This is a genomic window from Xanthomonas sp. NCPPB 901 (assembly GCF_056725085.1).
Genome location: NZ_CM161511.1, coordinates 4,796,807 through 4,814,093, shown reverse-complemented (window position 1 = coordinate 4,814,093; position 17,287 = coordinate 4,796,807). Strand labels below are relative to the sequence as shown.

General features: G+C 70.2%; 17 protein-coding genes. 12 read left to right on the top strand and 5 right to left on the bottom strand.

Annotation, left to right across the window (positions count from 1 at the left end; translation table 11 throughout):
• Positions 1–4 precede the first annotated feature (4 nt).
• Genes AC1PME_RS20530 through AC1PME_RS20510 form a run of 5 tightly spaced genes read left to right on the top strand, consistent with a single transcriptional unit; the run spans position 5 to position 4,713 of the window.
• Positions 5–1,183 (top strand): acyl-CoA dehydrogenase family protein, encoded by a 1,179-nt coding sequence (locus AC1PME_RS20530; RefSeq protein WP_481098164.1) that lies wholly within the window; start codon positions 5–7, stop codon positions 1,181–1,183.
• The gene (locus tag AC1PME_RS20525; RefSeq protein WP_481096869.1) at positions 1,180–1,989 is read left to right on the top strand and encodes an enoyl-CoA hydratase; all 810 of its coding nucleotides are present in this window, start codon (positions 1,180–1,182) and stop codon (positions 1,987–1,989) included. Before AC1PME_RS20530 ends, AC1PME_RS20525 begins: the two co-directional genes overlap by 4 nt.
• A complete protein-coding gene (locus AC1PME_RS20520; RefSeq protein ID WP_481096868.1) occupies positions 1,974–3,164 on the top strand; it encodes an enoyl-CoA hydratase/isomerase family protein in 1,191 nt (396 codons plus the stop codon). Before AC1PME_RS20525 ends, AC1PME_RS20520 begins: the two co-directional genes overlap by 16 nt.
• Positions 3,161–4,051 (top strand): 3-hydroxyisobutyrate dehydrogenase, encoded by an 891-nt coding sequence (mmsB, locus tag AC1PME_RS20515; protein WP_254459630.1) that lies wholly within the window; start codon positions 3,161–3,163, stop codon positions 4,049–4,051. Before AC1PME_RS20520 ends, mmsB begins: the two co-directional genes overlap by 4 nt.
• On the top strand, positions 4,048–4,713 hold the full coding sequence (locus AC1PME_RS20510; protein WP_481096867.1) for an epoxyqueuosine reductase QueH: 666 nt from the start codon (positions 4,048–4,050) through the stop codon (positions 4,711–4,713). The genes mmsB and AC1PME_RS20510 overlap by 4 nt, the downstream gene beginning before the upstream one ends.
• A 135-nt stretch (positions 4,714–4,848) precedes the next feature.
• On the opposite strand, the gene AC1PME_RS20505 is transcribed toward AC1PME_RS20510, so the two are convergent.
• Positions 4,849–5,514: a response regulator transcription factor gene (locus AC1PME_RS20505; protein ID WP_254459628.1), complete on the bottom strand. Its 666-nt coding sequence runs from the start codon at positions 5,512–5,514 to the stop codon at positions 4,849–4,851.
• A gap of 147 nt (positions 5,515–5,661) precedes the next feature.
• Entirely contained in the window at positions 5,662–7,605 is a 1,944-nt protein-coding gene (acs, locus tag AC1PME_RS20500; protein WP_481096866.1) for an acetate--CoA ligase, read from the bottom strand.
• Positions 7,606–7,820: 215 nt separating this feature from the next.
• On the opposite strand from acs, the gene AC1PME_RS20495 reads away from it, so the two are divergent.
• From AC1PME_RS20495 to AC1PME_RS20475, 5 genes are all read left to right on the top strand, one after another.
• Positions 7,821–9,233: a DcaP family trimeric outer membrane transporter gene (locus AC1PME_RS20495; protein ID WP_481096865.1), complete on the top strand. Its 1,413-nt coding sequence runs from the start codon at positions 7,821–7,823 to the stop codon at positions 9,231–9,233.
• A 36-nt stretch (positions 9,234–9,269) separates the two neighbouring features.
• Entirely contained in the window at positions 9,270–9,587 is a 318-nt protein-coding gene (locus AC1PME_RS20490) for a DUF485 domain-containing protein (protein WP_254459625.1), read from the top strand.
• Complete coding sequence (locus AC1PME_RS20485; protein ID WP_481096864.1) at positions 9,584–11,314, top strand: cation acetate symporter; 1,731 nt, start codon at positions 9,584–9,586, stop codon at positions 11,312–11,314. Before AC1PME_RS20490 ends, AC1PME_RS20485 begins: the two co-directional genes overlap by 4 nt.
• Before the next feature lie 113 nt (positions 11,315–11,427).
• Positions 11,428–12,111: a pyrimidine 5'-nucleotidase gene (yjjG, locus tag AC1PME_RS20480; protein ID WP_254459623.1), complete on the top strand. Its 684-nt coding sequence runs from the start codon at positions 11,428–11,430 to the stop codon at positions 12,109–12,111.
• 216 nt (positions 12,112–12,327) lie between these two features.
• A complete protein-coding gene (locus AC1PME_RS20475; RefSeq protein WP_481096863.1) occupies positions 12,328–13,761 on the top strand; it encodes a coniferyl aldehyde dehydrogenase in 1,434 nt (477 codons plus the stop codon).
• Between the two features lie 59 nt (positions 13,762–13,820).
• Here AC1PME_RS20475 and AC1PME_RS20470 read toward each other — a convergent pair whose 3' ends face one another.
• Both AC1PME_RS20470 and AC1PME_RS20465 read right to left on the bottom strand, forming a co-directional pair.
• Positions 13,821–15,134, bottom strand: a complete 1,314-nt coding sequence (locus AC1PME_RS20470; protein WP_481096862.1) for a type II toxin-antitoxin system HipA family toxin — start codon at positions 15,132–15,134, stop codon at positions 13,821–13,823.
• 2 nt (positions 15,135–15,136) lie between these two features.
• Complete coding sequence (locus AC1PME_RS20465) at positions 15,137–15,382, bottom strand: helix-turn-helix transcriptional regulator (RefSeq protein ID WP_481096861.1); 246 nt, start codon at positions 15,380–15,382, stop codon at positions 15,137–15,139.
• A gap of 274 nt (positions 15,383–15,656) precedes the next feature.
• Between AC1PME_RS20465 and xth the strand changes: the two genes are divergently transcribed.
• Together xth and AC1PME_RS20455 are read left to right on the top strand one after the other, a co-directional pair.
• A complete protein-coding gene (gene xth / locus AC1PME_RS20460; protein ID WP_307547292.1) occupies positions 15,657–16,433 on the top strand; it encodes an exodeoxyribonuclease III in 777 nt (258 codons plus the stop codon).
• Positions 16,430–16,861 (top strand): GFA family protein, encoded by a 432-nt coding sequence (locus tag AC1PME_RS20455; protein WP_254459619.1) that lies wholly within the window; start codon positions 16,430–16,432, stop codon positions 16,859–16,861. Before xth ends, AC1PME_RS20455 begins: the two co-directional genes overlap by 4 nt.
• 67 nt (positions 16,862–16,928) lie before the next feature.
• Here the strand turns inward: AC1PME_RS20455 and AC1PME_RS20450 are convergent, their stop codons facing one another.
• Positions 16,929–17,180 carry a GlsB/YeaQ/YmgE family stress response membrane protein gene (locus tag AC1PME_RS20450; protein WP_017908994.1) on the bottom strand — a complete coding sequence of 84 codons (252 nt, stop codon included), beginning with the start codon at positions 17,178–17,180 and terminating at the stop codon, positions 16,929–16,931.
• Between the last annotated feature and the right edge of the window lie 107 nt (positions 17,181–17,287).

The following is a 17,287-nucleotide window of genomic DNA, read 5'->3' as shown; positions in this document are numbered from 1 at the left end:
GGCGATGCAGTGGTCGCTGGAGCCGCCGGCCGATGCCGGCCTGGACGAGGCGCAGCGCGCCTATCGCGAGGCCGCGCGCGGCTTCGCCCAGGCCGAGCTGGCGCCGCACGCGGCGCGCTGGGACGCGGACGGGATCTTCCCGCGCGAGGCGATCGGCAAGGCCGGCGAACTCGGCTTCTGCGGCCTGTACGTGGACGAGGATGCCGGCGGCAGCGGACTGTCGCGCCTGGATGCGGCGATCGTGTTCGAGGAACTGGCCGCCGTGGACCCGTCCACCGCCGCCTTCATCAGCATCCACAACATGGCCACCTGGATGCTGACCCGTTTCGCCACGCCGGCGGTGCGCAAGGACTGGGGACCGGTACTGGCCAGCGGCAGCAAGCTCGCCTCGTATTGCCTGACCGAACCCGGTGCCGGGTCCGACGCGGCCGCGCTGAAGACCCGCGCGGTGCGCGAGGGCGACGGCTACCGCATCGACGGCAGCAAGGCGTTCATTTCCGGCGCCGGCGCGACCGACCTGCTGGTGGTGATGGCGCGCACCGGCGAGGACGGCGCACGCGGCATCAGCGCCTTCGCGGTGCCGGCCGATGCGGCGGGGATCGCCTACGGGCGCAACGAGGACAAGCTGGGCTGGCACAGCCAACCGACCCGCGCGGTGAACTTCGACGGCGTGCGCGTACCGCTCGCGCATCGCCTGGGCGAGGAAGGCGAGGGCTTCCGCATCGCGATGCGCGGCCTCGACGGCGGCCGCCTCAACATCGCCGCGTGCTCGCTGGGCGCGGGGCAGGGCGCGCTGGATGCGGCGCGGCGCTATCTGGGCGAGCGCCGCCAGTTCGGCAGGAAGCTCGCCGAGTTCCAGGCGCTGCAGTTCACCTTGGCCGACATGGCCACGCAGCTGGTCGCCGCGCGGCAGATGGTGCACACCGCCGCGCGCAAGCTCGACGCCGGCGCGCGCGATGCGACGGTGTGGTGCGCGATGGCCAAGCGTTTCGCCACCGATGCCGGCTTTTCGATCTGCAACGACGCGCTGCAGCTGCACGGCGGCTACGGCTACATCCGCGAGTATCCGGTCGAACGCCTGCTGCGCGACAGCCGGGTGCACCAGATCCTGGAAGGCACCAACGAAATCATGCGCGTGATCGTCGCGCGCCACCTACTGAACACCGAAGAGGAATTGCGATGAGCGCCGCCGACACCGCCTACCGCAGCCGGGACTGGACCGGGCTGGGCCTGCAGATCGACGGCCACACCGCCGTGGTCACCCTGTCCAATCCGCCGGCCAACACCTGGACCGTGCACAGCCTGCGCGCGCTGCGCGAACTGGTCGGCGCGCTGGACGCGGATCGCGACATCTATGCGCTGGTCCTCGTCGGTGCCGGCGAGAAGTTCTTCAGCGCCGGTGCCGACCTCAATCAGTTCGCGGACGGCGACAAGGCGCGCGCGCGCGACGTGGCCCGGCGTTTCGGCGAGGCCTTCGAGGCGCTGAGCGGATTCCGCGGGGTCAGCATCGCCGCGATCAACGGCTATGCGATGGGCGGCGGGCTCGAAGTGGCGTTGGCCTGCGACCTGCGCATCGCCGAGGCGCAGGCGCAGATGGCCTTGCCCGAAGCGACGGTCGGCCTGCTGCCCTGCGCCGGCGGCACCCAGCACCTGCCGCGGCTGGTCGGCGAAGGCTGGGCCAAGCGCATGATTCTGCTCGGCGAACGCGTCGATGCCGAGACCGCGTTGCGGATCGGCCTGGTCGAGGAGGTCGTGCCGAGCGGGCAGGCGCAGGCGCGGGCGCGCGACTGGGCGGCCAAGGCGGCGCGGCAGAGTCCGATCAGCGTGGCCGCGGCCAAGCGCCTAGTGCAGGCCACCCGCACCCAGTCGCATGCGAGTGCGCTGGTCAGCGAGCGCGAGGCGTTCGTGGACCTGTTCGACAGCGCCGACCAGGCCGAGGGCGTCAACGCCTTCCTCGGCAAGCGTGCGCCGGAATGGAGAAACGCGTGAGCGCCGCCGATGACGCTGCCGTGCTGTGCGAGACGCGTGCCGCCGGCGGCGGCGGCCGCGTCGGGATCGCCACGCTCAACGCGCCGCGGACCCTCAACGGCCTGTCGCTGGAGATGGCGCGCCTGCTGGATGCGCAACTGACGCAGTGGGCGCAGGACCCGACGCTGGCGCTGGTGGTGCTGCAGGGCGCGGGCGAGAAGGCGTTCTGCGCCGGCGGCGACCTGCATGGCCTGTATCGCGGGATGCGCGCGCGCGCCGCGCACGGCGCGCACGGCGCCGCCGCGCAGGCGGACCCGCGCGGCGATGCGCATGCCGAGGCCTTCTTCGAAACCGAGTACCGTCTCGACTACCGCATCCATACCTTCCCCAAGCCGGTGCTGTGCTGGGGCCACGGCATCGTGATGGGCGGCGGGATCGGGCTGATGGCGGGCGCCAGCCACCGCGTGGTCGGGGAACGGTCCCGGCTCGCCTTTCCCGAGATCAGCATCGGCCTGTTTCCCGATGTCGGAGGTAGTTGGCTGCTGTCGCGGGTGCCGGCGCATGCCGGCCTGTTCCTGGCCTTGACCGGCGCACCGCTCGGCGCCGGCGATGCGATCTACGCCGGCCTGGCCGATGTGCACGTGCCGGAGGCGGCGCGTGCGCAGGTGCTGGCCGCCCTGCAGGCGACGACCTGGCCGGCCGCCGCGCAAGACACCGCGCGCGCGCTGGACGCGCTGCTGGCCCGCTTCGCCACGCCGGCGCCGGCCGGCCCGCTGCAACGGCATGCCGCGGCGATCGCCGACGCGTGCGTGCCGCCCACGCTGGAGGCGGTGGCGGCGGCGATCGCCGGCCTCGACGCCGCCGACCCATGGATCGCGACGGCGCAGGCCACGCTGGCCGCCGGCGCGCCGGGCTCGGCGCGGCTGGCCTTCGAGCTGCAGCAGCGCGCCGCCTCGCTGTCGTTGGCCGAGGTGTTCCGCCTGGAGTACACCGCCGCCCTGCACTGCGCCGCGCATGGCGATTTCGCCGAAGGCATTCGCGCGCTGCTGATCGACAAGGACCGCGCGCCACGCTGGCAGCCAGCCACCCTCGACGCCGCGTCCGCGGCCTGGGCGCGCGCTTTCTTCCATGCGCCCTGGCCGGCGCAGGCGCACCCCCTGGCCGATCTCGGCCGTCACACGGAGATCAGCGCATGAGCCGGATCGCTTTCATCGGCCTGGGCAACATGGGCGGCCCGATGGCCGTCAACCTGGTCAGGGCCGGGCACGTGCTGCGCGTGTTCGACCTCAACCCCGCCGCCCTCGCGGCCGCCGCCGCCGCCGGCGCGCATGCCGCCGACAGCGCGGTGGCCGCGGTGGTCGATGCCGAGGTGGTGATCTCGATGCTGCCGGCAAGCCGCCACGTCGAAGACCTGTTCCTTGGCGCGCAGGGGTTGCTCGCGCACATCCCCGCGGGCGCCCTGCTCATCGACAGCAGCACCATCGCCCCGGCATCGGCGCGCACCCTGGCCGCCGCGGCCGAGGCGCGCGGGCTGCAGCCGTTGGATGCGCCGGTGTCCGGCGGCACCGCCGGCGCCGTCGCGGGCACCCTGACCTTCATCGTCGGCGGCGCGGCCGCCACCCTGGAGCGCGCGCGGCCGGTGCTGGAAGCGATGGGCCGCAACATCTTCCACATGGGCGGGGCCGGCGCCGGGCAGGTGGCCAAGCTCTGCAACAACATGGCATTGGGGGTGATCATGGCCGCGACCGGCGAAGCGCTCGCGCTGGGCGCCGCGCATGGCCTGGATCCGGCGGCGCTGTCGCGGATGATGGCGGTCAGCACCGGCCGCAGCTGGGCCACCGAGGTCTGCAACCCATGGCCGGGCGTGCTGGACCAGGCGCCGGCCTCGCGCGGCTACCGCGGCGGCTTCGGCAGCGACCTGATGCTCAAGGACCTGGGCCTGGCGGCGGAGGCGGCGATGGCGACCGGCGCAGCGATCCCGCTCGGCGAACTGGCGCGCAACCTGTACGCGCTGAACCGCCGCCAGGGCCGCGGCGGCCTGGATTTCTCCAGCGTCGTCCAACTGCTCGCGGAGGCGCCATGAGCACTGTCCGCGAGCGCCTGACTCTGCCCGGCGGCGGCGGACGCCTGCTGCTGCACTCGTGCTGCGCGCCGTGCTCGGGCGAGCTGATGGAATCGTTCGTCGAGTCCGGCATCGACTACACGGTGTTCTTCTACAACCCCAACATCCATCCGGCCAAGGAATACGAACTGCGCAAGCAGGAGAACATCCGCTTCGCCGAACAGCATGGCGTGCCCTTCGTCGATGCCGACTACGACACCGACAACTGGTTCGCGCGCGCCAAGGGCATGGAGAACGAGCCCGAGCGCGGGATCCGCTGCACCATGTGCTTCGACATGCGCTTCGAGCGCACCGCGCTGTACGCCCATGAGCACGGCTATGCGGTGATGACCAGTTCGCTGGGCATTTCGCGCTGGAAGGACATGCGCCAGATCACCGACAGCGGCATCCGCGCGGCCGCCCCGTACCCGGACCTGACCTACTGGGACTACAACTGGCGCAAGCACGGCGGCGCCGCGCGCATGGTCGAGATCAGCAAGCGCGAGCGCTTCTACCAGCAGGAATACTGCGGTTGCGTCTATTCGCTGCGCGACACCAACCGCCATCGCCGCGCGCAGGGCCGCGAGCGGATCAAGCTCGGCGTGCTGTTCTACGGCGACGACGAGGGCAAGCCGTCGGACTGAGCCTAGGCGGTAGGCCGGCCGCCGGCGGGTGATTGCGGATGCGGCGCTGGCCGGCGCTTGCGCGAGGCTGGGTCGGCCGCCGTGGACCGCTGCCGCGGTGCGGCGGCCCCGCCTGGCCGGGTACGCGCTGTCGGCTCAGTCCTCTTCCGGCGGCAGCACGATGGCGTCGCCGTCGATGGCCAGCTTGCCGGCCAGCAGCACCGCCTGGGTGCGGTTGGTGACGCCGAGCTTGCGCAGGATCGCGGTGACGTGGGCCTTGATGGTGGCCTCGGACACGCCCAGGTCGTAGGCGATCTGCTTGTTGAGGCTGCCGGCGCCGAGCATCTGCAGCACCCGGAACTGCTGCGGAGTCAGTTCGCGCAGGCGCTGCCCGACCTCACGCTCGGCGCGGTCGGTGGGCGGCACGTTGTGCGCTTCCGGCGGCGCCCAGTGCTCGCCGTCCAGCACTGTGCTCAGGGCCAGACCGATGGTGTCCGAGTCGGCCGATTTGGGAATGAAGCCGAACGCGCCGTGATCCAGCGCGCGCCGCATCACCGTCGGCTCCTCGCGCGCGGACACCACCACCACCGGCAACTGCGGATGCAGCGCGCGCATGTGCACCAGCGCGCTGAAGCCCTGCGCACCGGGCATATTGAGATCCATCAGCAGCAGATCCGCATCGGCGTGGCGATCGGCCAGCGCGTACAGCGCCTCGACGCTATCGGCCTCGTACAACTGCACCCCGGGCATCACCCGCTGCACCGCCCCGCGCAGCGCCTCGCGGAACAGGGGATGGTCGTCGGCGATCAGCAGGGTGGGCATTTGGAAGGCCGGGAGTGGGGAACCGGGAATGGGGAATGGCAACGGCAAAAGCAAAGCGTCGGGTGCCCGCGGGAATGAAGCGACCGGGGAATGGCTTTTCCCATTCCCCATTCTCGATTCCCCATTCCCGAACGAACGACGAGCGCGCTAGCGCGCGAGCCGTTCGTTGACCAACGAATCCACCACCGACGGATCGGCCAGGGTCGAGGTGTCGCCGAGCTGGTCGGGGGCGTTCTCGGCGATCTTGCGCAGGATGCGGCGCATGATCTTGCCCGAGCGGGTCTTGGGCAGGCCCGGCGCCCACTGCAGGTGGTCGGGGGCGGCGATCGGGCCGATCTCCTTGCGCACCCAGGCCACCAGTTCCTTGTGCAGGGCCTCGCTCGGCTGCTCCTCGGCGACCAGGGTCACGTAGGCGTAGATGCCCTGGCCCTTGATGTCGTGCGGGAAGCCGACCACCGCCGCTTCGGCGACCTTGGGGTGGGCCACCAGCGCGCTCTCCACCTCGGCGGTGCCGATGCGGTGGCCGGAGACGTTGATGACGTCGTCGACGCGGCCGGTGATCCAGTAATAGCCGTCGGCGTCGCGGCGGCAGCCGTCGCCGGTGAAGTAGCTGCCCGGATAGGTGCGGAAATAGGTGTCGATGAAGCGCTGGTGGTCGCCGTAGACGGTGCGCATCTGCCCCGGCCAGGAATCGCGCAGCACCAGGTTGCCCTCGGTGGCGCCTTCCAGGATCTCGCCGTCGGCGCTGACCAGCGCCGGCTGCACGCCGAAGAACGGCAGCGTCGCCGAGCCGGGCTTGAGGTCGATGGCGCCGGCCAGCGGGGTGATCAGGATGCCGCCGGTCTCGGTCTGCCACCAGGTGTCCACGATCGGGCAGCGGCCGTCGCCGACCACCTCGTAGTACCAGCGCCAGGCTTCGGGATTGATCGGCTCGCCGACGCTGCCGAGCAGGCGCAAACTGGTGCGCGCTGTCTTCTTCACCGGCGCCTCGCCCTCGCGCATCAGCGCGCGGATCGCGGTGGGGGCGGTGTAGAAGATCGTCACCTGGTGCTTGTCGATGACTTCCCAGAAGCGCGACACGCTCGGGTAGTTGGGCACGCCCTCGAACATCAGCGCGGTGGCGCCGTTGGCCAGCGGGCCGTAGACGATGTAGCTGTGGCCGGTGACCCAGCCGACGTCGGCGGTGCACCAGTAGATGTCGTCCTCGCGCAGGTCGAACACCGTTTCATGGGTGTAGGCCGCGTACAACAGGTAGCCGGCGGTGGTGTGCAGCACGCCCTTGGGCTTGCCGGTGGAGCCGGAGGTGTAGAGGATGAACAGCGGATCCTCGGCGTTCATGCGCTCGGGTTCGCATTCGGCCGGCTGGCTGTCGACCACGTCGTGGAACCAGCGGTCGCGCGGGGCCTGCATGTCCACCGCCCCGCCGGTGTGACGGACCACCAGCACGGTCTCCACGCTGGTGGTGCCGGGCAGCTTCAGTGCCGCGTCGACGTTGGCCTTGAGCGGGATCTTCTTGCCGCCGCGCAGGCCCTCGTCGGCGGTGATGATCAGCTTGCTGCCGCAGTCGATCACCCGGTCGGCGATCGAGTTGGGCGCGAAGCCGCCGAACACCACCGAGTGGATCGCGCCGATGCGCGCGCAGGCCAGCATCGCCACCGCCGCGTCGGGGATCATCGGCAGGTAGATGGTGACGCGGTCGCCCTTGCGCACGCCGAGCGCGCGCAGCGCGTTGCCGAGCCGGCACACGCGCTCGTACAGCTCGCGGTAGGTGACCCGGTAGGACGGGGCGTCCGGGCTGTCCGGCTCGAACAGCAGCGCGGTCTTGTCGCCGCGGGTGGCCAGTTGCCGGTCCAGGCAGTTGACGCTGGCGTTGAGTTCGCCGTCGTCGAACCAGCGGATGCGGAAGTCGTCCAGGGCGAAGCTGACGTCCTTGATGCGGGTCGGTTTCTTGAACCAGTCCAGGCGCTCGGCGACCTTGCCCCAGAATGCCTCCGGCTGTTCCACCGATGCCTTGTACTGGGTCTGGTACTGGGTCTTGTCGACCCGCGCACGGGCGGCGAACTGCGGATCGACGGGATAGAGATCGGCCATGGTTCCCTCTGCAATGAACGGGGCGCCGCATGCCGCGGCGCGTCAACGCGCAGTGTGCCGCATCCGGCGTTAAGCGCACACGCGTCGGGCCTTAGACGATGGTCGTAACTCAGCCGACGTTCGACTAATGGCCAATAGGCGCGGCCGCCGCGCTCACGCACGCTGGGCTACGGCCGTGCGCTTGCGTGCGGCCATCCATTATTCGGGAGGGAGTAATGAGCAACCGCATCGCATCCTTGGCGCGTCGCCCGCTGGCGGCCGCGCTCCTGGTGGCCCTGGTCGCGCCTGGCGCGGCCTTCGCCCAAGGCAAACCCTCGGCGCGCGAACAGGCGCTGGAGACCCGCGTGGCCGAGCTGGAGCGGCAGGTGCAGCAACTGCTGTCCGCGCAGCAACAGCAGCAAGGGCAGATCGCGCAGACCCAGACCGAGGTCGCCGCGGTCCGCTCGAGCCAGGCCGCGCCGCCGCCGGTACCCGCGGCCCTGCCGGCCGGCAAGGCGCCGATCCAGGTCACCACCATCACCCCGGGTGCGACGCCCGGCACCACGTTCAAGGTCGGCGGCTTCATCAAGGCCGACTTCCTGGCCACCCGCACCGGCGACGGCCAGCTCGCCGACGACGCCACCGGCCGCGCGCTGTACCTGCCCGGGCAGACCCCGGTGGGCGGCGCCAAGTCCGGCACCGACTACAACGCCCACGCCAAGTTCTCGCGGATCAACTTCGGCGTGGACAGTGTCACCGAGGGCGGCAACAAGACCGGCGCGCTGGTGGAACTGGACTTCTTCGGCAACGCGCTGGGCACCCAGACCGCCACCAACACCTACGGCGCCACCCTGCGCCATGCCTACATGTACTGGAACCACTGGCTGGCCGGCCAGACCTGGTCCAACTTCATGGATCCGGCGGCGCTGCCGGAAGCGGCCGACTTCATCGGCCCCACCGACGGCGTGGTGTTCGTGCGCCAGGCGCAGCTGCGCTACACCAACGGCGGCTTCAGCATCGCCCTGGAAAACCCGGAAACCACCCTGTACACGCGCAGCGCGGCCGGCGTGGTCAGCACCGCCAGTTCCGACCGCGGCGCGCTGCCGGACCTGACCGTGCGCTACGGCTGGAAGGGCGACTGGGGCAGCTTCGGCATCGCCGGCGTGGTCGGCCAGCAGAAGGTGGACAACCGCGCCACCGGCGCCGACGCCAGCAAGGCCTCCGGCGGCCTGACCCTGGGCGGCAAGTGGGTGGCCAGCGACAGCGACAGCCTGTTCTACCAACTCACCGGCGGCGAAGGCATCGGTCGCTACATCGGCCTGGGCATCGCCCAGAACGCGGTGTACGACGCCGCCGACCGCGACCTGGACACGGTCGGCGTGGTCGCCGGCTACGTCGGCTGGCGCCATGCGTTCTCGCCGAAGCTGCGCACCAACCTGATCTACGCGCGCAGCGACTACGACAACGACACCGCGCACACCGGCCTGGGCGTGACCAAGCGCGTGCAGAGCATCCGCGGCAACGTCTTCTACTCGCCGCTGCCCAAGGTCGATATCGGCGCCGAGCTGATGTACGGCAAGCGCGAGATCGAAAGCGGCGCCAAGGGCGACATCACCCGCCTGCAGTTCACCACCAAGTACAGCTTCTGATCCGCGCGCTGCGGCCACTTTTCCCGGAGGCACCACATGACCCTCTCCAACGAGGCGCTGATCGCCAAGATCGACGCCAACCCCAGGTACCACGCGCTCAAGCGCCAGCGCAACGTGCTGGGCTGGACGCTGACCATCCTGATGCTGCTGGCCTACTTCGGCTTCATCGGCCTGATCGCCTTCGACAAGGCGTTCCTGGCCCAGCCGATCGGCAGCGGCGTCACCACCATCGGCATCCCGATCGCGATCGGGGTGATGGTGTTCACCATCGCCATCACCGCCATCTACGTGCACCGCGCCAACACCGTCTACGACCAGCTGACCGCCGCCATCCTCGAGGACGCCCGCCAATGAGCAAGCACCTGCGCTTCCTTCTGCTGCTGCTGGCCGCGCTGCTGCCGGCCGGCGCGGCGCTGGCCGCCGGCGGCGATGTCGGCCAGACCGACAAGCAGCCGACCAACTGGGTGGCGATCTCGATGTTCGCCTTCTTCGTCGCCGGCACGTTGTGGATCACCAAGTGGGCGGCGAAGAAGACCCGCTCGGCGTCCGACTTCTACACCGCCGGCGGCGGCATCACCGGCTTCCAGAACGGCCTGGCGATCGCCGGCGACTACATGTCGGCGGCCTCGTTCCTGGGCATCACCGCGGCGGTGATGACCAACGGCTACGACGGCCTGATCTACGCCATCGGCTTCCTGGTCGGCTGGCCGATCCTGACCTTCCTGATGGCCGAGCGCCTGCGCAACCTCGGCAAGTACACCTTCGCCGACGTGGCCGGCTACCGCTTCGCGCCGACCGCGATCCGCAGCTTCGCCGCCTCCGGCACGCTGGTGGTGGTGCTGTTCTACCTGATCGCGCAGATGGTCGGCGCCGGCGCGCTGATCAAGCTGCTGTTCGGCCTGGACTACTGGGTGGCGGTGAGCCTGGTCGGCGTGCTGATGATGGTCTACGTGCTGTTCGGCGGCATGACCGCCACCACCTGGGTGCAGATCATCAAGGCGGTGCTGCTGCTGACCGGCGTGACCTTCATGGCCGTGGCGATCATGTGGCACTTCAACTTCAGCTTCGAGGCGCTGTTCGCCGAGGGCGTGCGGGTGAAGACCGCGGTGGCGGCCAACGGCGGCGCCTCGCCGGAAGAAGCGGCCAGCGCCGGCCTGTCGATCATGGGCCCGGGCGGCTTCGTCAAGGATCCGATCTCGGCGATCTCCTTCGGCATGGCGCTGATGTTCGGCACCGCCGGCCTGCCGCACATCCTGATGCGCTTCTTCACCGTCCCCGACGCCAAGCAGGCGCGCAAGTCGGTGCTGTGGGCCACCACCTGGATCGGCTACTTCTACATCCTGATCTTCATCATCGGCTTCGGCGCCATCGCCCTGGTGCTGACCAACCCGCAGTTCGCCGACGTCGCCAGCGGCACCATCCACGGCGGCAAGGGCGCGGCCAACATGGCGGCGGTGCTGGTCGGCAACGCGGTCGGCGGCAACGTGTTCATGGGCTTCATCTCCGCGGTGGCCTTCGCCACCATCCTGGCGGTGGTCGCCGGCCTGACCCTGTCCGGCGCCTCGGCGGTGTCCCATGACCTGTACGCCACGGTGCTGAAGAAGGGCAATCCGGCTCCCGGCTCGGAGCTGAAGGTGTCGCGCGTCACCACCATCGCGCTGGGCATCATCGCGGTGCTGCTGGGCATCGTGTTCGAGAAGCAGAACGTGGCCTTCATGGTGTCGCTGGCCTTCGCCATCGCCGCCTCGGCCAACTTCCCGGTGCTGATCCTGTCGCTGCTGTGGAAGGACTGCACCACCCGCGGCGCGGTGATCGGCGGCTTCCTGGGCCTGATCTCCTCGCTGGTGCTGACCGTGCTGTCGCCGTCGGTGTGGGTGGACACGCTGGGCAACCCGACCGGTTCGGCGCCGTTCCCGTACACCTCGCCGGCGCTGTTCTCGGTGACCATCGGCTTCGTCGGCATCTGGCTGTTCTCGGTGCTGGACCGCAGCGCGCAGGCCGCCAAGGAACGCGCCGCGTTCAAGGCGCAGCAGATCCGCGCCGAGACCGGCCTGGGCGCCTCGCGCGGGTCGGCGCACTGAGCGCGCGCGCCTAGCGGGCCGCGGCCATCGCCGCACGCGACGCCGGCCTCGTGCCGGCGTCGTCGTGTCTGCAGGCGCTACCATGGCGGGCCATCGCTGCACCGGCTGCCCGCATGCGCTACCGCTGGATCCTGTTCGACGCCGACGACACCCTGTTCCACTTCGACGCCTTCGCCGGCCTGCAGCGCATGTTCGCCGGCTACGGCGTGCCGTTCGGCGAAGCGGAGTACGCCGCCTACACTGCCTGCAACCGGCCGCTGTGGGTGCAGTACCAGAACGGCGCGATCACCGCGCTGCAACTGCAGCAGCGCCGTTTCGCCGACTGGGCGCAGCGGCTGCAGACCGAGCCGGAAACCTTGAACGCGGCGTTCCTGGCGGCGATGGCCGAACTGTGCGCGCCGCTGGACGGGGCGGTGGACCTGCTCGATGCGTTGCGCGGACGCGCGCGGCTTGGCCTGGTCACCAACGGCTTCGGCGCGCTGCAGAATGCGCGCCTGCAGCGCACCGGCCTGCACGACCGCTTCGAGGTGATCGTCATTTCCGAGCTGGTGGGCGTGGCCAAGCCGCATCCGGCGATCTTCGCGCACGCGCTGGCGCAGCTGGGCGACCCGCCGCCGGCGCAGGTGCTGATGGTCGGCGACAACCCGCATGCGGACATCGCCGGCGGCCTGGCCGCGGGCCTGCACACCTGCTGGTTCAATGCGCACGGCGCCGCCGCGCCGGAGGGCATCGTGCCGCACCACGAAGTCGCCTCGCTGGCGCAGCTGCAGGCGTGGTTGCTGGAAGAGCCTGCGTAGCCGTGCGGATGGGCGGGAGCGCCCGGGTTCACCGGGACGGGACTGAAGTCCCTCCCGCAAGTGGAACCTTCAGTCCGCGGCAATGCTGACGCGCTCCTTGTGGGAGGGACTTCAGTCCCGACGCGACCCACTCTGAGACCCAGGGCGCACGGCCACGCGCTGCCGACCCGCGACCTGCGCGCACGCCAGCCGCGACCGGCATCGTATAGTGCGCCCATGCCGCCCTCCGCAGCCGACGCCCTCGCCGACACGCCGCTGGCCGCCCTGCCAGTCACCCTGCAGCGCCTGCGCGCGGCCTGGCAATCGGCCAAGCCGGAGCGGGCGCAACGCCGCGAGGACCTGCTGCGGCTGCGCGCGGCGCTGAAGCGGCGGCTGCCGGAGATGGCCGATGCCATCGCCGCCGATTTCGGCCACCGCTCGCGCCACGAATCGCTGCTCGCCGACGGCATGACCGTGCTCGGCGAGATCGATCACCTGCTGCGCCACCTCGCGCGCTGGATGCGCCCGCAGCGGGTCGGCGCCGGCTGGCGGCTGTGGCCGGCGCGCGCGGAAGTACGGCCGGTGCCGGTCGGCGTGGTCGGGGTGATCGCGCCCTGGAACTACCCGGTCAACCTGGCGCTGATCCCGCTGGCCACCGCCATCGCCGCCGGCAACCACGTCTACCTGAAACCCTCCGAGCACACCCCGCGCAGCGCGCAGTTCCTGCAGTCGCTGCTGGCCGAGGTGTTCCCGCCGCAGCGGGTGGCGGTGGCGCTGGGCGGTGCCGAGGTGGCGTCGGCGTTCGCCGCGCTGCCGCTGGACCACTTGGTGTTCACCGGTTCCACCGCGGTCGGGCGCAAGGTGATGGCCGCCGCCGCGCCCAACCTGACCCCGCTGACCCTGGAACTGGGCGGCAAGTCGCCGGCCATCGTCTGCGCCGACTACCCGCTGGAGCAGGCCGCCGCGCGCCTGGCCACCGGCAAGTGGTTCAACGCCGGGCAGACCTGCATCGCCCCGGACTACGTGCTGGTCGACGCCGGCCGCGAGGCGGCGCTGGTGCAGGCGCTGCGCGCGCAGGTGCTGGCGCGTTACGGCGATTTCGCCAGCGCCGAGGACTACACCCGCATCGTCAACGACGGCCAGTACCGGCGCCTGCGCGGCTATCTGGACGATGCGCGGGCGCGCGGCCTGGAAGTGATCGAACTGGCCACGGTGGAGCGCGAACGCGCCGAGCGCGAGCGGCTGATCGTGCCCACGGTGGTGCTGCAGCCGGGCGATGACGCGCTGTTGATGCAGGAGGAGATCTTCGGCCCGATTTTGCCGGTGCGCAGCTACCGCTCGCTGGATGCGGCCATCGCCGAGATCAACAGCCGCGACCGGCCGCTGGCGCTGTATCCCTTCAGCCACGACCGCGCGCGGATCGAGGCCATCCTGCATGCGACCGTCGCCGGCGGCGTCACCGTCAACGACAGCCTGCTGCACTTCGCCGCCAACGCGCTGCCGTTCGGCGGCATCGGCCCCAGCGGCATGGGCGCCTACCATGGTCGCGCCGGCTTCGATGCGATGAGCAAGCAACTGCCGATCCTGTGGCAGGCGCGGCGCACCGCCACCGATCTGCTGAAGCCGCCTTACGCACGCTTGCGCTGGCTGATCGACCTGCTGTTGCGCTGATCGGTGCGTCGGCGCGCGGGGCGCAGCGATTGGATGGGTTTGCGGCGCGCGCCGTGCCGCTAGATCGCCAGGCCGGCCTGCAGCACCCGCATGCGGCGCTCCACGCCGGCCCTGACGGAGGCGGGCAGCGCCTGCGGGAAGTCCGCCGGCAGCGCGTTTTCGAGCGAGGTCAGGGCCGATGGCATGCGCTCGGCGATGTCTTCGATGGCCTTGCGCACCAGGGTGGGCGACAGGCCCGCCGTGGCGCCCGTCTGCAGGAAGTGGCGCGTCTGGATCTCGTCGATGCGGTAGTGATTGCGGTTGCCGACCGACATGGCCAGCGTCATCTGCCTGCGTTCGATCTGCCGCCGATCGAGACTGGGCTGTGCGGTCAGGACATCGTAGAGCGGGGTCAGTGCATAGCCGCCGCCGGGGTGGAGGAAGATGCTGAAGTTCTTGGCATGCCCGTCGGTCGCGCCGATCAGCCAGAAGACCAGTTGCGCCTGCAGCAGCGTGCGGTGATCGGCGGCGGGCGCGTCGGCGCCCTTGAGCAGGTCCGCGATCGCCACGAGGCCGGGGCCGCCGTGGTTCTGGTACTTGCGTGTCGGCGGGACGGACAACGCCTGGCAGCAATCCTCCTGCGGCAGGCGCAGCAGCCGGCCATCGCTCCACACGCGGTCGAAGCGCTCGACGACCAGCGCCTTGGTTTGGCCGAACGTCATCATCTCGGCATGGGCGACCGGCAGGCCGAGATGCTTGAGCAACTGCAGGCAGTAGAACTCGTTCTCGACGCTGTCGGAAAGGTCGATGCCGTTCGGCAGCCTGCCGATCTGGGTCTTGAACAGGTGCGTGGTCGGCGTGGTGCCGTGCGGCTTGAGCCATTGGCCGTCCAGGCGGAGCAATGCGGTCTTCTCCTGGGCGCCGGCGACCGAGATCCTGAAATCCTCGTCCCGCCGCAGGCCCAGAGGCGCTTGCGCCAACGACGCCAGCAGCCGCTCGATGGCCGCGTCGTCGACCGGCTCTCCGGAGAGCGTCGCGGTGCCTTCCGGCGCCGCATCGCCGGCGATGAACTGCAAGGCGCCGATGCAGTCTCGGCCGATCGCCGCCAGCAGGCTGTAGGCGTCGACGCCGGCGGCGCCGACCTTCTCGGCCACGCGCTGGCGCAGTGCCTCCGAGTCGGGCAACAGGTTCTCGAAGACCGCCACGACCGGCTCACCCCGCCAGGGGTCCTCGCGCAACGGCAGCGACAGCGAGACCGGAAATGCCCTGCTGCGTTCCAGCCATTCGCGCGCGTAACGGAATGCGATCGCGCCGCTGGGTTCCTTCAGCAGATACCCGACCAGGCGATCGTTCTGGTAGACGCGCAGGGGCGGATGGCGGCGGGTCCTGGCCACGGTCAGAGCAGGTCTCTGGGATCGGCTCCGTGGCTGCGGGCGGCGACCAGCAATTCCAGATCGAGCGCCGCCAGCACCGCCAGCAGCGTGTCCAGCCGCGTCGCCGGGTTGCCGGTCTCGATCAACGAGATCGTTTCCTGGCGCAAGCCGCTGCGGTCACCCAGGGCGCTCTGGCTCATGCCCAGGCGCTTTCGGTGGCGGCGGATGAGGGTGCCGATCTGCTTGGGGGTACGCGCGAGGTCGTGCATGACGGTCTCCTGACAACGCAATATGCGCTATTCCCGATAATTCCTCAATATCGGCTTTGACGCATAATTCAGCTTTATGCGCTGATAGCGATAATTCAAGAATATCGGCTTTGGCACATAGTTTCGCGCGACGGTGTGCAGGCGCTCCCGGCAATGCCAGCGCATGCCGAAACAGGGCGGTGTGGTCAAATGGGCGGCGATCCGCCCAGCCGGGCTTGGCCGGGTTGCCCAAGCATCCGAACAAAAATAGTTGAATCAAAAGGTTACAGGATCGATGAAAATCGCCAGCTGGAACGTCAACTCGCTCAACGTGCGCCTGCCGCACCTGCAACAGTGGCTGGCCGCGTTCGCGCCGGACGTGGTCGGGATCCAGGAGACCAAGCTGGAGGACCACAAGTTTCCCGACGCGGCGCTGGCCGAGGCCGGCTACCGCAGCGTGTTCGCCGGGCAGAAGACCTACAACGGCGTGGCGATCCTGTCGCGCACGCCGGTCAGCGACGTGCAGATCGGCGTGCCGGGCCTGGAGGACGAGCAGAAGCGCGCCATCGCCGCCACCGTCGGCGACCTGCGCATCGTCAATCTGTACGTGGTCAACGGCCAGGACGTGGGCACCGACAAGTACGCCTACAAGCTGCGCTGGCTGGAGGCGGTGCACGCCTGGCTGGCCGACGAGCTGCAGCGGCATCCGCGGCTGGTGGTGCTGGGCGACTTCAACATCGCCCCGGACGCGCGCGACGTGCACGATCCGCTGGTATGGAGCGACAACCACATCCTCACTTCCACTGCCGAGCGCGGCGCCCTGCACAAGCTGCTCGCGCTGGGCCTGCACGACGGCTTCCGCCTGCACCATGCCGACGGCGGCCTGTTCAGCTGGTGGGATTACCGTCAGGCCGGCTTCCGCCGCGACCTGGGCCTGCGCATCGACCTGACCCTGGTCTCCGACGCGCTGAAGCCGCACACCCGCGGCGCCGGCATCGACCGCGAGCCGCGCACCTGGGACCGCCCCAGCGACCATGCGCCGGCCTGGATCGAACTGGAGCCGACGGCATGAACGAGCGCCAGGTGCGCCGCTGCATCGACAAGGTCGGCGACACCGTGATCGCGCCGCTGCATCGGCTCAGCTGCCACTGCGGCGCGGTGCAGATCGACCTGGAGCTGCCGCACGGCATCGTCGACCCGCGCCGCTGCAACTGCTCGCTGTGCCGACGCCGCGGCGCCATCGTCGCCTCGGTGCCGCTGGCCGCCCTGCACCTGCGCCAGGGCGAGCAGGCGCTGCGCCTGTACCAGTTCCACACCCACACCGCGCAGCACTACTTCTGCGGCACCTGCGGGATCTACACCCATCATCGGCGCCGCTCCGATCCCAGCCTGTACGGCTACAACGTCGGCTGCCTGGAGGGCGTGGACCCGTACGCGCTGGCCATCGCGGTGCCGGTCGAGGATGGCGTGCGGCATCCCGCCGACCGCACTGCGCCGTGAGCAGCCGGCCCGTAAACGCAAAACGCCCGGCGAACCGGGCGTTTGCGCAAGCGGCGGGGGCGGCGCGTCAGCGCGCGCGACCGCGGGTGAACAGGTTGACGATCGCCAGCAGGATGATCGCGCCGATCAGCGAATACAGGAACGTCCACAGGGTGATCGCCTGGTTGATGCCGCCGCCGAACAGCCAACCGGCGATCAGCGCGCCGACGATGCCGACCACGATGTTCAGGATGATGCCCTGCTGTGCGTCACGGCGCATGATGATGCTGGCCAGCCAGCCCACGATGCCGCCGACGATCAACCAGATAATGATGCCCATGCGTCAGACTCCTCGGTTCGGCCCGCACCAGGAGCGGTGGGGTGCGCGCCATTTAAGGAGCGTTGCCGTGAAGCGACCGTATAGCGCCGGCCCTGCGCCGCAGCGGC